The organism is Nitrososphaera viennensis EN76 (genome assembly GCF_000698785.1).
In the GTDB taxonomy this organism is placed as follows: Archaea; Thermoproteota; Nitrososphaeria; order Nitrososphaerales; family Nitrososphaeraceae; genus Nitrososphaera; species Nitrososphaera viennensis.
Map to the genome: position 1 here is coordinate 110,433 of NZ_CP007536.1, position 15,239 is coordinate 125,671.

Annotated in this window: 13 protein-coding genes; 10 read left to right on the top strand and 3 right to left on the bottom strand. The window is 48.2% G+C overall.

Going from position 1 to position 15,239, the window contains the following annotated elements; all coding sequences use genetic code 11:
• Positions 1-74: 74 nt before the first annotated feature.
• The 4 genes from NVIE_RS00565 to NVIE_RS00580 are packed head-to-tail and all read left to right on the top strand — an operon-like array spanning position 75 to position 3,447.
• On the top strand, positions 75-290 hold the full coding sequence (locus tag NVIE_RS00565; RefSeq protein WP_075053539.1) for a hypothetical protein: 216 nt from the start codon (positions 75-77) through the stop codon (positions 288-290).
• Between the two features lie 6 nt (positions 291-296).
• Positions 297-977: a hypothetical protein gene (locus tag NVIE_RS00570; RefSeq protein WP_075053540.1), complete on the top strand. Its 681-nt coding sequence runs from the start codon at positions 297-299 to the stop codon at positions 975-977.
• Between the two features lie 50 nt (positions 978-1,027).
• Positions 1,028-1,885 (top strand): hypothetical protein, encoded by an 858-nt coding sequence (locus tag NVIE_RS00575; RefSeq protein WP_144239371.1) that lies wholly within the window; start codon positions 1,028-1,030, stop codon positions 1,883-1,885.
• Between the two features lie 50 nt (positions 1,886-1,935).
• Positions 1,936-3,447, top strand: coding sequence for a hypothetical protein (locus NVIE_RS00580; protein ID WP_075053542.1), 1,512 nt, complete (start codon positions 1,936-1,938; stop codon positions 3,445-3,447).
• 146 nt (positions 3,448-3,593) lie between these two features.
• Here NVIE_RS00580 and NVIE_RS00585 read toward each other — a convergent pair whose 3' ends face one another.
• Complete coding sequence (locus tag NVIE_RS00585) at positions 3,594-3,971, bottom strand: hypothetical protein (protein ID WP_144239372.1); 378 nt, start codon at positions 3,969-3,971, stop codon at positions 3,594-3,596.
• Positions 3,972-4,138: 167 nt separating this feature from the next.
• On the opposite strand from NVIE_RS00585, the gene NVIE_RS15055 reads away from it, so the two are divergent.
• The 4 genes from NVIE_RS15055 (at position 4,139) to NVIE_RS00605 (ending at position 7,958) form a co-directional block, all read left to right on the top strand.
• Complete coding sequence (locus tag NVIE_RS15055; RefSeq protein WP_158435010.1) at positions 4,139-4,312, top strand: ribbon-helix-helix domain-containing protein; 174 nt, start codon at positions 4,139-4,141, stop codon at positions 4,310-4,312.
• A complete protein-coding gene (locus NVIE_RS15795; protein ID WP_227717418.1) occupies positions 4,309-5,718 on the top strand; it encodes a hypothetical protein in 1,410 nt (469 codons plus the stop codon). The genes NVIE_RS15055 and NVIE_RS15795 overlap by 4 nt, the downstream gene beginning before the upstream one ends.
• A 457-nt stretch (positions 5,719-6,175) precedes the next feature.
• Positions 6,176-7,324, top strand: coding sequence for a DNA cytosine methyltransferase (locus tag NVIE_RS00600; RefSeq protein WP_084790537.1), 1,149 nt, complete (start codon positions 6,176-6,178; stop codon positions 7,322-7,324).
• Positions 7,287-7,958 carry an HhH-GPD family protein gene (locus NVIE_RS00605; RefSeq protein WP_158435011.1) on the top strand — a complete coding sequence of 224 codons (672 nt, stop codon included), beginning with the start codon at positions 7,287-7,289 and terminating at the stop codon, positions 7,956-7,958. The genes NVIE_RS00600 and NVIE_RS00605 overlap by 38 nt, the downstream gene beginning before the upstream one ends.
• A gap of 26 nt (positions 7,959-7,984) precedes the next feature.
• Here NVIE_RS00605 and NVIE_RS00610 read toward each other — a convergent pair whose 3' ends face one another.
• Together NVIE_RS00610 and NVIE_RS00615 are read right to left on the bottom strand one after the other, a co-directional pair.
• Complete coding sequence (locus NVIE_RS00610; RefSeq protein WP_144239373.1) at positions 7,985-9,340, bottom strand: hypothetical protein; 1,356 nt, start codon at positions 9,338-9,340, stop codon at positions 7,985-7,987.
• Position 9,341: 1 nt separating this feature from the next.
• Positions 9,342-10,196, bottom strand: coding sequence for a hypothetical protein (locus NVIE_RS00615; protein ID WP_144239374.1), 855 nt, complete (start codon positions 10,194-10,196; stop codon positions 9,342-9,344).
• 226 nt (positions 10,197-10,422) lie between these two features.
• On the opposite strand from NVIE_RS00615, the gene NVIE_RS00620 reads away from it, so the two are divergent.
• Positions 10,423-13,479 carry a DEAD/DEAH box helicase gene (locus tag NVIE_RS00620; RefSeq protein ID WP_075053546.1) on the top strand — a complete coding sequence of 1,019 codons (3,057 nt, stop codon included), beginning with the start codon at positions 10,423-10,425 and terminating at the stop codon, positions 13,477-13,479.
• Entirely contained in the window at positions 13,479-15,233 is a 1,755-nt protein-coding gene (locus tag NVIE_RS00625; RefSeq protein ID WP_075053547.1) for a DUF1998 domain-containing protein, read from the top strand. Before NVIE_RS00620 ends, NVIE_RS00625 begins: the two co-directional genes overlap by 1 nt.
• Positions 15,234-15,239 lie beyond the last annotated feature (6 nt).

Below are 15,239 nucleotides of genomic sequence, written 5' to 3' on the forward strand. Positions count from 1 at the left end.
TATATAACACTGTGTATCGCTTCAACATGCACCGTGCTAAAGTCTTATTCTGAACTGTTCTTGCATTATTATTCATGGCTACAAAACCAAACAAGCAAACCAAGCGGGCAGCCATGATGGGATTTTTGGCAGCACTTGGAGCGATTGCAGCCTACCTGATGCCGACGCCGGCGTATGCCCAGACTACGGGAACGATGGACATGACGCCGCTGGTGTCGGTGATAGTTGCAATCATCCCGGTGTTCATCATGATAGCCTTGCTTGACAAGCTGATGGGGAAGTTCCGGTGACAGACTATGAACCGAGACAGCATAATGACAGCAGCATTTGTGGTGCTTGTCCTCCTGACAGCCACATCGCAAGTTGCATATGCATTGCCAAGCCCAATACAGTTCCAGCGCAGCATCCCCTTCTCCGTGTTCAACACTACGTCGGCAACGGTCTACACGGCAGACAAGCCTATCTCGCCGCCCTTTGAGATAGATATCGTGAACCAGCTGACCTACAACTCGACAGGGACTAAAGCGGCGGGAGTAAAGTTCCAAGACGCGACTACGGGTTCCATGAATGCGCTGGAGATAAAGACGTACAACAACAAGGCAATCGACATACTGTGGACCGACAAGACCACCGGCTCAACTACAAAGATAGGCGGGATGGCAGGTGAAGAGCAGCAGTCATTTCCAAAGGAGATTATAATCGAGAACCAAGGCTCGTCTCTCAGCATAAAGCTTGCAGACGGCACAGTCATCATCGACAGCTTTGTGCTGCCAAGCAACTTCAAGATACTGGCAGTAAGTGCCTTTGGAAATGAAGCTAGCGTTGCGTCTGACGGCTTTATCACTGTCTACGTAGGAGGATTAAGCCCGACAAAGATGGTCAGCGTCAGCGTGAACGTGATGGTGCCGCTGCTAACCGCAATAGTGACAATAGGAATAGTTTTCACCCTCTTCAGCAAACTAAAGAACAAGATATGATGGCAGCGCACCACCACTCCTCTTTTTTGTTAATCGCATTGGTCGCAATTGTGATTGCAGCTGTAGCAGGTCTAACTGACTCTGCCACCGGCGCAAACCCTGTTTTCAATTCTACCCGTGCTTACGATTACATTGCCAGCAACTACAATTCCACCTACGGCTTGGTGAGAGAAAATGAGAATATTGACAGGTACTGGCTGTGGACTGATAACCTGCTTGCAAGTCACGTCTTGAAGGAATATGATTATGCAAAGTCAGCAAACATGACTGCCACAATCAGGCACTACAACGAGCTTTATGACTTGGATTTCAGACATCCTGTAGGTTCACTGCTGGACCAGGTAGCCTACTTTAATTCTGTCACGGACAAGAGCGTGACAGGAAATGTATGGATCTCAGATTCTGATGGCTCTGTCGAGCTTGAATGTAGCGACTATGGAGACATTGCCTTTTACAAATCGATTTACTACTACAGGGCAGGTATGACGGATAAAGCAAAGTCCTGTTACGAGATGGGTGCTGCAATGTTTGACGGCATCGGGATAAGGGACAAGGCGTTTGAGCCTGATGGCCAGAGGTACAGCACCTACAAGATGGCTCTCTGGCAGATAGCCAGCAACATGACTGGCTTTGGAGAAGCAAAGGAGGCCATGACAATCATTTCGTACATGCAAGACTCCACAACCGGCGGGGTGTATACACACTATCGCGCAAATATACTGCCTGACAGCCAGACCAATGTTGAAACTACTTCGCTTGCAATACTGGCAGACAAAGGAATGTCTTTTCCTCCGACTTCAAAGCAGACTGACCCTACAACAACAAGTGCACCACCCATTGAATTGTTGGTGGGAGTGTTCGTTGCAGCAGGACTGGCCGTGATCTTGGTAAAACGGTTTTGGCGTTAAAAATGAACGGTTATCAAATGTAATATTGAACTGTTACCAACTAGGTCTGTATGCGTGAAAACGCATACAACGCAAAACCAAAAGTCGCACTAGCCTTCGCGGCTATTGCGCTGGTTCTGTCAGCCTCACTTTTTGTACCTGTACAACAGGCGGAGGCTGCCAAGCCAACACACAGCGACATCCAGACGGCGCTGAACCTGGCAAACGGCTACATCAACTCCCTGTACAAGGACGCGTCACCTGATGAAGTGGGATCTAGCACCCATGCGGTAATGGCAGAGTACCCGTCCATACCTATCCGCGTCGTTCAGTCTGACGGTCGCGTGATAAGGGCGGGCGAGGACGTGGACATCAAGGTTGGCTGGAAAACAAACTACATCTCTGACCTAACCGAAGTCTCGAGCGACACTATCAAATACAGACTACGGTTCCGCGCTCTTGACATAGGTGGTGCTGCTGTAGACAAAGCCCCGATGCTTGAGATAACCGTCGATTATGTCTATGGAGCAAACAATAACGTCAAGGTAGACATCAAAAACTATCTCTGGGAGACCACCGCGAACATCTCTTGGGCAGACATCTATCTCGGTAGCACCTACATAGGCCGCGCAACCCCGTCCAACGTTGGAACCACATGGACATACACCTCAAGCGTGAATCACGGCAACGATGTCTTCTTCAGGTCGTTCCGTTACATCGAGAGGCACGGCACACAACTAGGTCGCGAATACTACAATGCAATAGGACAGACAAGCAAGGGCACAGAGTTAGCGAGCAGGCTGACGGCTGAAGGCTATACTCTGGGCAAAGACATCTACTCTCCAATGTTTGGCAGTGGAACCTCGCAGTCAAACAACTTCCTGTATGAATCAGGGTCCAGCGGAGTATACCGGGACTGCTATACCGAGCCTGCTATGAGGAACAGGTCGTACCAGTACCATAGCAAGGTCTGCAATGGCGTCGACGCGTACATCATCTACAGCAGGTCAAGCGACTGGCTCGTTCCTACGCTGTGGGCTATCCACCTGCTTAACAAGGGCGTAGGCGCGGACGTTCCGGTATACGATGGCTACAACACATGGTCCCCGCGTCAAGTGGCTAGATTCGCGGAGAGCAAGTGGATCGCAGACATCGGCATCCAGTCGCCGGCAAGCAGCAGCCATGCAAGCGCAGTCAGGACAGCCGCGTTCTTGGTTCTTGAAACCAAGTTGGGCTACGGGTCCGTGAACGACGCGACAAGCAGGACATATGCAGACAAGGCCGCAAGTGCACTGCTGAACCCGCAGGTCAAGGCTAACGGCAACGTCATTCGCGAGAACGAAAACGGCTCGCAGACCACGCTGATAAGGCCGGTGCATGAGGGCGGATTCTATACCGCATGGAACGGCTTTAACTACGTGGCAAAGAAGTCAGTCCTGCAAAACATAGCAGATGCCTTCAACCAGTCCGACGAGACCATAGACATCAAGCCGTCAAATGCGGAATCGACTATCACTATAGCGCAGGCCCTCCGCGTGTTTGACTGCTACAACTATGGGTACAACTGCACAAACGTTCCATAGGGAAGGCTTTTTACCTTCCTTTTCCTTTTTTAATAATCGTGCGAGCATCTTTCAAGGCCATCATTGCCGGCATAGGCATTCTTGTTGCCTTTGGTATGTTCTACTGGAACGTGCTGATCGCAGGCGCGGCTCCGCCGTAAAGCCTGTCAAGCTGCAATCTTGGGCTTCTTTATCTCGCCGGCAAGCATCAGCTTCTTGACTTCATCTATGCTGAGGGCAAAGCCCACGTGTATGCACTCGTCGCTCTCGCAGCTCAGGCACTGCAGCACGCCATTTTTGATCTCCACTTCGATTATCCTCTGCTTCTTGCTATCAAAGATTGCGATCTTGTTGTCGTACAGCCCGAACTTTGAAAGGCGGGGCATCTTCTTTGCCCACTCTTTGTGAAGCTGTATCAGGTATTCCAGGAACACATTTAGCCCGACGTCCATCTTTGACGACGTGGAAAGCTTCTGCCTCTCCTGCATTATCTCTTCAAAGACTTTCTCGCTTACTGTTAATGACTTCTGTCCTGTTCGTGGCATCCACTTAACTATGAACAGTGCACAATATTTAAATTGAACGGTTACCTTTCTAGTGAATATTGTTCTATTTTTGCTCGTTTTGGTAACTAATAGTAACCGTGCACATACGTGTTAGGACACCGTGTATTTATATAGCTGGGCACCATTAACAGTATTGGAGATGCACTGTGCCAAGATATAACCAGAAGTCGGTAACCGTGTCGATCAGCCTGAAGAACAAGATAAAGGAGTACATGAAGGACTATGGCTTTCACAGCCAGCCGCAGGCAATTGAAGATGCACTGACTCTGGCAAGAGGGGTTAGGGCTGTCGTGACGAAAAAGGAGGCCGCGGTTGAATGATGGTACAGTCTGATGCAGTATCTGAAAAGGCCGGCAACATTCAGAAGTTCGACCATCCGAGGATTGAAAGAAAGAAGAGCCGCCTTCGCGTCAAAGGCATCAAAGTCAGCGACAAGGACAAGATCAGAGAGGCAATAATGATCAGCGTCCAGAAGGGCAACTACACCACGCGCGAGATCGGGCTTGACATAGGCAAGGACTACAGCACAGTTTCAAGGTATCTCTCAGAGATGGAAGGAGATACAAGGTGGGGAATAAAGCGCGATGCAAACGGCAGCATCGTAATGTCGCTGCAGCAACAGCTAGCCCACGAATACGCCAAGCTGCAGAACGAGAAATTCTCGCAGCTTCCGTCCATACAGAAGTGGATAACGTACTTAAAGTCAGCTGGCATACCCGCAAGGCGTATCCAGTATATGTTAAACATCATTCATGGGATCGCGGATCAGCTGCTGGTGATGCCGGAGACCTTAGTCAGCTACGGAGTACCCATCGACACTGCAAAGAGGAAAGAGATAGCCATAGAGTACTGGCAGAATTTTCTTGCATGGTTCAATACCGCGTACCCGCAGATGCAAAAGACAAACACCATCAACGCTTATCGAAGCTTTCTGTCTTCCCACAGCGTTAACTTTGCTCACGGCGAAGGCAAGAGATACGGACTCTCAACAACGCCGGAGAGGCTTGGGGAGTACAAGGAAATCATGCTCACGCCTGAGCAGATTGCCATCATAAACAAGCGTCTTGAGAATGAGGGCGACTGGGAATCCTGGTCGTTTATGAACATCGATCTACACAGTGGAGCTAGAGCATTTGCTATGGCGTCCATGAGCTGGGATAGAATAGTGATGTCTCCTGCCTTCAGGGTAGAGCAGTTTGAACCCAAGATCAAAAAAGGTGCATGGTACCTTACAAAGGAAGGCAAGTGGTGGGTCAAGTACCCGACTGAGGAGTGCAGAGCGGTAGTCGAGACCGCTTATGACAGGTTACCAAAAAGGGATTTTGTGTTCTTTGATGATTCGGGAAGTGACAAGGCTAACTGTCTGCAGGTTAGCTATTTCATGCACACGATGGCAGTCAAGTTCAAGAAGATATTCTTGGATCTTAACAAAACAAGCTGGCTCAACGAAAAGACTAGGATCTATGCGCTAGGCGATGGGTTGTACTTTAACGGTCATCCATTACACCTGTTCAGGCATACGATGGCTCAATATTACCTGGCGGCTACAAACTGGTCTCTTGCTTACGTGGCAAGCTTAGGCGGATGGGAAAACACGGAAGTACTGAACAAATGCTATGGCGGAATACCCGAGCATATCAAGGTGCAAGTAGCAAAGTCTATACACGTCAGGTTTGATAGCATACGTCTCAATGCCTCAATAGCCAACATTGACAGACATTTTTAGCTTGTAAGATATTGCACTTGTTCTAGCCATGATATCAACAGACCTGTGAGGTCTATGACTTACGATAATATTGTATCAGGTGCTTGATAACGTCATCCATGGATCTTCGTTTGCCGTCTTTTGCCGCGAGTTCTGCCCCGATTTTTACAACAGCTTTCTTCGTTTCCTCACTTATTCGCATGGACGTTACCATCGGCGATCTATGAAAATAGAATAGATGTTCTGTCTCTTAAACATATATGACATATACATAATATGCACAATGTACATATACTACATATGCATGATATATGTCATATATGAAAGTGCAGGGTTTTCATGCGGAAGGAAGCTATATTGATTGTGGTACAGCTCGGGTATATCTACATCCCACCGCCGTCGAGCGCGCTTATTCGGCGCGCCGGGGTTCGACCTTCTACATAAACGATATATTGAACCTGCGGGGTGTTGCAACTAGTTGCCCCTGACTGCAATCTCACTGTTTTCTGGGGCCATGGGCCTCGATCTTGGATTTGAAAAGGCGGGATTCGATATTAGGGTCGCTTGCGAATTAAGGGAAGAGGTCTGCAAAACCATATCCTTGAACAGGCCTGCCCTGCAGGTACTGCCGGGAGATATAGCAAAACACAGTACAACTGATATCCTGAAAAGAGCCCGCCTTAGAGTGGGCGAAGCCACCGCCGTGATTGGCGGTCCAGCATGTCAACCTTTTTCTACCGCTGGCGGCAGGCAGTCGTTTAATGAAAAGAGGGGAGAGGTACTCTTTGAATATATCAGGATAGTTAACGAGGCCAAGCCACAGTTCTTTATCTTCGAAAATGTTAAGGGCCTGACCAGTGCCGCACTTAAGCATATTTCATTCTACGAGCGCGTCAAGAAGAAAGAACATGAGTTACATGAAGAATACCGACTAGGTACTGCGTATCAGTATATGATGGAAAAGCTCAAAGGAACCGGCTATAAGATACACTCAAAGATACTCAACGCTGCAGACTATGGTGCCCCTCAGAAAAGATTACGGCTCATAATTATAGGATCCCGCGATGGCGTCGACGTCGATTTCCCAGAGCCTACACACGCTGCACCTGATTCAGAAGATGTTGTAAGTGGCAGAAAACAGCGATGGGTCACATTACGAGAGGCACTAAAAGGTTTGAAAGAAAATGAGCAAGAGTATGTGAAATTCCCGTCATGGGGCAGGTATATGAAGTATATCAAACCTGGCGGCGACTGGCGTGATCTGCCCGCGAGGATCCAAAGGAGAGCAATGAAAGAATCATATTTTTCACAAGGAGGTAGAACGGGATACTTTAGACGACTCAGTTGGGACAAGCCTAGCCCGACACTGGTGACATTGCCGATATTCAAGAGCACGTGCCTGGCACACCCCAAATCCAATAGGCCACTGAGTGTCCAAGAATATTCCCGATTACAGGGTTTCCCGGATGAATGGAAATTCTATGGCACAGTAAAGCAACGCTATAGGATGATAGGCGAAGCTGTGCCGGTCCCGCTTGCCTATGCGGTAGCACTAGCGGTCAGGAATAAATCAACTGAATTGTTGGGAATTGAGGAAGGAAATAGACAAAGAAAAAGAAATAGTTAACACAGTTCTGCATTGGAGCAGAAGAAATATCCGGGATTTTCCTTGGCGCAATGGTTTCTCTCCGTACAGGGTACTTATCGCGGAGCTTCTTCTAAGGCGCACGACGGCTCAAGCAGTACAGCGCGTTTACGATGAATTTATAGAGACCTATCCCGACCTCCAGCATCTTTCGAAGGCATCTATCGGGGAACTTGAAGACCGTCTTAAAACACTAGGATACCATAGACTAAGGGCAATATTGATCAGGGAAGTCGTCTCTGAAATGCTATCCAAATACAAGGGGATCCCAGACACACTAGAGGAATTATTATCGATCAAGCATATTGGCCTATACACAGCAGCCGCTATCATATCACTAGGCTACAATAAGCCATTACCTATGGTCGACACTAATGTACTACGGATATTGGGAAGAGTATATGGTCGGTCGATGACACAACAACAGGCCTTTGAGCTTTTGAAAGGAAAACTACCAGTTGACTCCAGACGGTTTAATTTATCTCTGCTCGACTTTGGAGCGCTTGTATGCAGGTATAAGAATCCGTTGTGTCATGTTTGTCCACTAAATGACTCATGTACATATTACCAAATCAAGGTAAAAAATACGAAGTATAGGGAGCAGGGGCCTAGCTAGCAAACATATTTGCAGAAAGACAATTATCATTTTGGAGTCCCTGATTGTTTAAGGGCCTTTTCAACAATAAACACTCTTTGAGGATCTGCTTTTGCAATCCCTGTCTTCACTTCATTTAACCATCGTCTTAGAGATTCGGTTCGTTCCGTGGTGTTGATGATGCTAGGCACAAACGCTCTTTCGCTGTTGTAATATTTTATGACACAGTCCATAAGAAACTCAAGATCTGAAGGAGTAATTAGTGGCCAGTACTGGATCACAACCTTTTCCATGTCGGAACTGTTCAGGCCTGTTTTATGCTGCAACATTTGTAAGAGCTCCGATAGCTTCGAAGGGTCTGACAATACATCAAGAGCGACATAGATTGTACCTCCCTCAGTATGACTCCTCTTCCTTTCTACAAAGTATAGTTTCGCGGAACCTTTGCTGCCGCTGATTACTACGTGATCCTGCTGCTCGTTTGTATGGCCCCCCATCTCCTTAAGCATCAGCAGCAAGGAATGCAAACGACTGTTAAACACATCATCTTTTTTCAGTTCTCCTATAGTCACTACGGGTGTTCCATGTAACTTGTCCTTATCGCCTGGGAGTTTGACTACTTCAGAAGACTCTACTAGCTCCGTCCTTATCCATGATAGAACCTCCTTGACAAGTTCAAAGTCATCTATTTCAAATGCTAGTGTATCTTTTATGTGGCCCTCGTCTGGCTTAAACCGGACGAGCGTGTTGAAAATAAGGTCAGGTATGTTCTTGAGGTAAGTCCTCTGTATTATCGCTACACCCTTGTCCTTGAAAGGTATCCAATAAGCCTGCGACGACTCAAACATCCTACCTATGATATCATATGCCGCTACCTTACGAACTCTCATGACGCTAGGCTTATTGTCGCGAGAAGTGAAGACTACAAAGTAGCTGTCTCCCCGTTTATTGCTACATTTCAACACTGACCGGTTTTTTGTATTAGCGCCGATCCCTCCTTCCCTTTTGTAGGTATAGAGGTGCGCCCATACCCTCTTCTCTGGATCGAACTGAAACCACGAGCCGTAGAAAGGGAGGTTTATGAAAACAGGGTGGCCCACAGTCCTAATACTTTGGCCATATCGCGATTTTAGAATCACTACGTGATCCTCGAGCGTGTGGATTGTAACACCGATATCCCTAAGCTCTCGCACGATACTTTTACGCTGCGCCGACACCACCGCAAAACCCCAGAACCTACCGATCGCTCCGAACTGGACATCAGATCTCAGCAGTATCCTTTCTATTAGTTGCTTTTTGAGTGATGGCATATCTTTGACTTGAACGAAACAATTACGAATCATCTCACAGAGGTCAGGCTTACCATGGGCAAAACAATCTTCACAGCTCGCAAGTGGATCCAAGCTATGTCACCGCCAACTTCCTAGAAAGCTCTTCGAAGTTTTGCAATATCTGGATTAGCGCCGCCTCTTCTTGCTGCTCTTGCGACAGAACCTCTCCAATCCTCTTACGCATACCAAATGTCACCCGAGCATACAGATGTCCGAGTGGTGTTAGCCTAAAGTTATGATCACTGCTTACTACACGTTTGAGCAGTCCTTCTCTTTCCATATCAAAACTTACGTTCTTAAGTGACTTCTTGATACCTTCGAATGATCTGTTGGTGCCTCTCTGGGGAGGCATATACTCGGACATGCCAAGTGACAAAACCTTGGTTGTAATCCCCGATACATTAAGCGCGGGATGCTGGTTATCCGGGTAAACGGAAGGATGTATGAAGAAATGGCACATTAGCAGTACAAAGGTTTCAGGGCTCAGTAGGTTTAATGTTGAATTAAAGGCAGGCAACTCTCTTATTGTCGGTAACATAGCGTCACCAATCAGCCTGTTGTATGCCATGAAAATCCTTATCGTGTCGACCCCCAGGGCTCCCAAGATGTTAGCAACATAAAACGGCAGCGGATCCGGGCTTTGCCCGTTTATAACGACTAGGCGCACCTCTGTTTTCTTTATGTGCTGTTGTAGGCATTCATTCAGACCCTTGATCCATCGCTCTTTGGCCAGTTCAAAACCCTTGTCCGACGGCTCATCTCCCATGTAGTGGGCTACAACATCAGAATGTGTCTCAAAAGTCGTCCGGCCGGCTAGCATAGGCACGAGGTTGTCATCCGGGTAGGCAGCCATTACTGGTAGGATGTCTCCCCTCAAGTGCTCAGGGACGAGCGGTACTATCTTTTGAAGCTCTGTCTCATCTGGCACAAGTTCCGGTTCACTAATGCGTCTTTCATGTATGAACAGGGCGGAGTCGTTGCTATACTGTGACAGTGCATAGGAGAGAAGACGTTTGTCGGTGGACCGCCATAGTAATAGCATAACCTCTTGGTCTTGTTCTTTATATTAAACTTTTCATAAAATGACGTATTTAGTAATGACTAACTTCGTCATTTAGAAACAGTTCTTAAGCATCGATCCCGCTTTACGCCCTATGACACAAACCGCTGTCCAAAAGGCAGCAACTGAAACCATATCACACCAAGTCAAGAGCAACGCTTCTCCTGAGATGAAGGTAGTTGATGAGATTACATCTGCAGTACTAACAGCTTCGATGTTTGACCACGGAAGAGATATCAGGTATGCAGGTATCACTGATGTCTTGTTCCCAGAGGGCTATACATTTGTCCGGCGGAAGCTGGGAAGGAATATCACCGTACCATCAGTGCATACAACAGAGTTCATCGTAGACGGGGACGACGGCGAGCTCGTGGTCGAGTTCCGTTTTATCCAGCCACGAATCCGCGGGCTTAGGCAGAAGTACCCGGACGGGAGGTGGATCCGTTTATCCTCAAGACCATTTGTGCTTGATGGTAACACCTACCAAGCTGGGAACGAAGAACCATCGGAGAAAATGATAACGACTGGTCCACTGAAGTTAAAAGACCTGTTGTCAAAGAAATACAAGAAAGTATTCGCCGCCAAGAAGGAAAGGGTAGAAGAGCTCATCAAGGACAGCAAGGATAAGGCACAGGCAATGTTTGTCCGTGAGGTAGCCGAGTCAAAAATCGAGGTAAATGTTGCCTGTAGGCGGCTAGGCGACAAAGAGGGCAGGTACAAAGTCTCTATCAGGATCCAAAATGTGATTCCAATAAAGCTCTCAGGGGTCAGGCCATATAATGCCGAGGAAGTGATGAAGAAGTCGCTTTTTGGCGCGTATACCTTAGTCAAATCTTCTAAGTGTACTCTGCTAGACACCGGCAATGAGGAGGCGATGAGAGAGTGTGCTAACCTGAGCACCTACCCTGTCAAATCCAGTAAGAGTTCCGACACACTTTTTTCTTCGCCGGTGATTGTCTACGACTATCCATGGTTCGAGCCCATCAACATGACAACCTCTCTGAAGGAGATAGTTGCCGACGATAAGACACTCCTATCCCACATGCACCTGCTCGATAAGAACGAGGTCTCCGTACTGAAGAAGTCCGGCAAACTCGCGAAAATCCTAAAGGTATTCAGAGCACTTGCCGAAAGTACAGAGGGTAAGGTAGATCGTCTCTACCAATTCCAGTGGGACGCTATACAGAAATTCATCAAAAGCCTCCTAAAAGACGACCCCGGAGTATTGATTATCAGGGCACCTACAAACAGTGGAAAGTCCTTAGTTTTCTACACCTGTTCTGTCCTGATATCAGTACTTAGGGACGACGTTAAAGGCACCGCGACCTTTATCACATTTCCGACGCGTGCGCTAAACTCCCAGCAGTTTAGCGAGATGGTTAGCTTCTTCTACCACTTGAACCAAGCAGGGATCAACATCAAACTTGGCCTGTACATGGGCCAAGAAGACGATGCTGCTGTGAAGATATTGAGCACACAGTACGTCAAGGAAGGCGACGAAATTGCCATCATCGAAAGGTGTCCGAACCCAGCGTGCCATCATGACAAGATAGTGGCTACAAAACCGTCTGAGAATAGGTTAATACCGATGTGCGAAGAGTGCAAGACAACACTACCCTACATACTGCTGACTAATTGGGAGACTCAGGACTTTTGTCCGGAAGTAGTGGTCGGAACGCCTGACAAGATAGTAAACTCACTCACGCATAACGTATACACTCACACACTTTTCGGCGCGCCCTGTAAGAAATGTCCCAACTGTGGTAGGCACTATCCCCTCTGTCTGAAAGATCAGCGCGAGTCTGTTGCAAAGTGCAGGGGATGTGGAACGGCACTTGATAACTCTACTATCACTAGGTCGACGCCAAGGCTTGTCGTCTTTGATGAAATACACACACTTACTGGCACACAGGGAAACTTACTCGGACACTTCCTCGCATTACTCAAAACGGTCGGGTCGATCTATGACATACCCCGTGGTTTCTGGTATGTCGGTGCCACCGCGACAGTCGCTAACCAAGAGGAGCTAGTCTCGAACCTGACAGGTTACGAAAAGGATAAACAAACTGTCTTTCCTGAGAAAGAAGAGTTCCTAAAGAAAAGTGATGGCAGTGGCTATTTCGTTAAGAGGGATGATAGGATAAGGCACAGGTATGTGATAGTAGAACCGCTCGGTGTAACCACAAGAGGGTCGGTGTCCCAGTTAACCAGCTCGCTACATTCATTCCTTGACAACGCAAGGAAGATGGAGGGGATCGTCAAACTCGAACTAGCAAAGAAAGGGCTTACCATAGACGAGGCATACGGCACACAGACAGTCTATGTCCTGCGTAAAGACGACGGAAGGGACTTGGAGAAATTCATTCCCGACTTCGCCCATGGGACGGGGCTTAGGCGGCCTAAGGTCAAGTTCGGCAGCGGTGACCTATCGTCCTCACAGCTTGTCCAGCTTAACAGGGCGGTAAAGGAACACAGCCTTGATGTCCTACTAGTGACCCAGATCTATGGTCAGGGGGTAGACTTTCCGGGGCTCAATATAATCCACTTCTTTGGGACGCCGCGGTCTTTTATCGAACTAGCACAAGTAGTTGGCAGGACTGGAAGAGGTGACGTGCCTGGCCTTGTACTACTACACCTAGTGCCGCAGATACCTAGGGACGAGTGGGTCTACCAGAACTTTAGGTACATGATAGGAGACCTTGAGGCCCACTACGAGCCAACACCAATCAATGTAGCCAACAAGTATGCCATATCATTATCACTCCCTAATGTATTCCACACCTTGATTATGGCTAGGGCATATGAGGACCACCAGATGAGGTATGCAGACTACGTCCACGGTAGACTAAACACCGACAAAGCCCTACTCAAGGATATCTTGGAGGAGGCAATAGGGGTCTACGAGCGGCCTTCGATGACAGCGGTGGAGAAGAAGGAGTTAAGGACAATGGCGTTCATGAAAGCCCGTGAGATGATAGTAGACTTTGCCGGATCGAAGATAGAGACCATCAAACACCTGTCAGCGAAAGATGTTTTGGTGCCAACACTAAGGGAAAAACACAAGGTGATCCGCTACTCTGAAGCGGTCAGGTATTCGGCATTAGATGGTTTGAGTGCGTCAGGCGAAGACATAGTGGAGGCTGATGATTGATGGCCATAGAAGAGACTACAAAGAATTACCTGCGCCTAACTGACTGGCAGGCTGTCACCAAGAGGTTCCCATCTTCAACGTTCGACTCAGAACAGAAGTCCTTCAGGGTAATGGCCTTCATAGGTCGCACATACGAAAACGAACAGATACAACGTAACCTAGCAAACATAATTTCGCGCATAGAATCGAGGAACTCTGGCATAAGCATACAACGGAGGTCGAGTATGACCGGGCAACCTAGCGGGCCAACTAGAACTAATGTACTAGAAGAGCTTGCAGAGGAGCTAGGAATAGACACTGCCGGCGGCGAAGATAGCAGTAGTACCTTAGTCCAGAAACTACCCTCACTTGTATTGCCGCAACAGGTGAAACTGATATTACCTGACGAGGCAAAGATAATGCTCTATCCACGCGGACTTAGGTGTTCTACGTGTAGTTACTACATCCTTCAGGTGGATATGGGCAAACACACAACTCTCCAGTGCCCCGGCTGCGGAAAGGACAAACTAAGACAGATCTCTAACCTGTTCTTTTGCAAGAAATGTGGTAATCAACACGAGATCACGCCGCCATTTACAGAGCCCGAAAGGGACGGACCACGTTTTCGTTGCACCAAGGATGGCTGCGCCTGCGCTGGCACAGGCCACCTGAAGTTAAAGCTTGAGAGACCCCTTTCAAGATCCAAGTGGATATGCGACAAGACAGGCAACGAAGTTAGCCGCGTGATTTACTCTTGTCCCTCCTGTGCACGCTGGACGGGAGTGAGAGATCCTGCCCATATGAAGCTGGTGTCTACGACGGAGTCGTACATGAAGCCAATGACGTTTAGTACGGTATACGTGTCGGGCAACCTGGAGTTCAGTCTTGAGAATGCAGTCCCTACATGGACGCTGAATGAAGCACCATCGGATGTCGGACAGACAATAAGGGAGTACGGAATCAGAGACGTACATCTGATAGATGACATAGAGTCCTTTACAGTAGTATATGGCTACGCACCGTACGGTGATGAAGTACAACCAAAGACGTTCAAGTACAGGAACCCAGACACTAGGACATTCGAGTACCACGCATACACCACTATGAGCAAGGGCAAAGCGATCCTGGTACTATTGGACAAAGGAAGGGTTTGCAGGGTAGTACTGGAAGACTTGGCAAAGGAAGGAGCTGACGAATACACGCGTAATATGGCCAAAGAATACCTGAAGACAGTAAATGAAGACCCGGCAGCAGCTTACACTTGGCTAGCCGGGCTGACAAGAAATGTCATGACCGCCCATACCGCAACTCCAGCAGCAAACACATCCTTGTTTAAACTACTACATTCCGTCGAACATGCCCTCACCCATCATGCTTCGCTCAGAACCGGGCTGGACGAATCGACATTTGTAGGCAAGGTGCTCGTGGACGACTGTGCTGTGCTCATTTACGAGCGGGCTCAAGTCGAGGCAGGCGGTGTAGAGTACCTAGCACGCCACCTGCTCGCCCCGTGGATAAGTGGAGCTGTAAGGCATGTCCGGGACTGCAGGTACGAGTGTGCCGAGGGCTGCGTCAAATGCCTGTATATCCAAGACCCTATGTGCCATCCGCTGCTACCGCGTGAAATTCCAGACACTTATTTGTTGCCTAACGCCCTGCTCAGTAGGAAACTGCTAGTGGACTTCTGGGGCCTTGTAGGTATCGCAACAGTAGTGGAAAAAAAGGTTACAGATTTCGATGTCCCGAGTGACACCGACGGGGAAGAGGAGGATTAAAGGCAG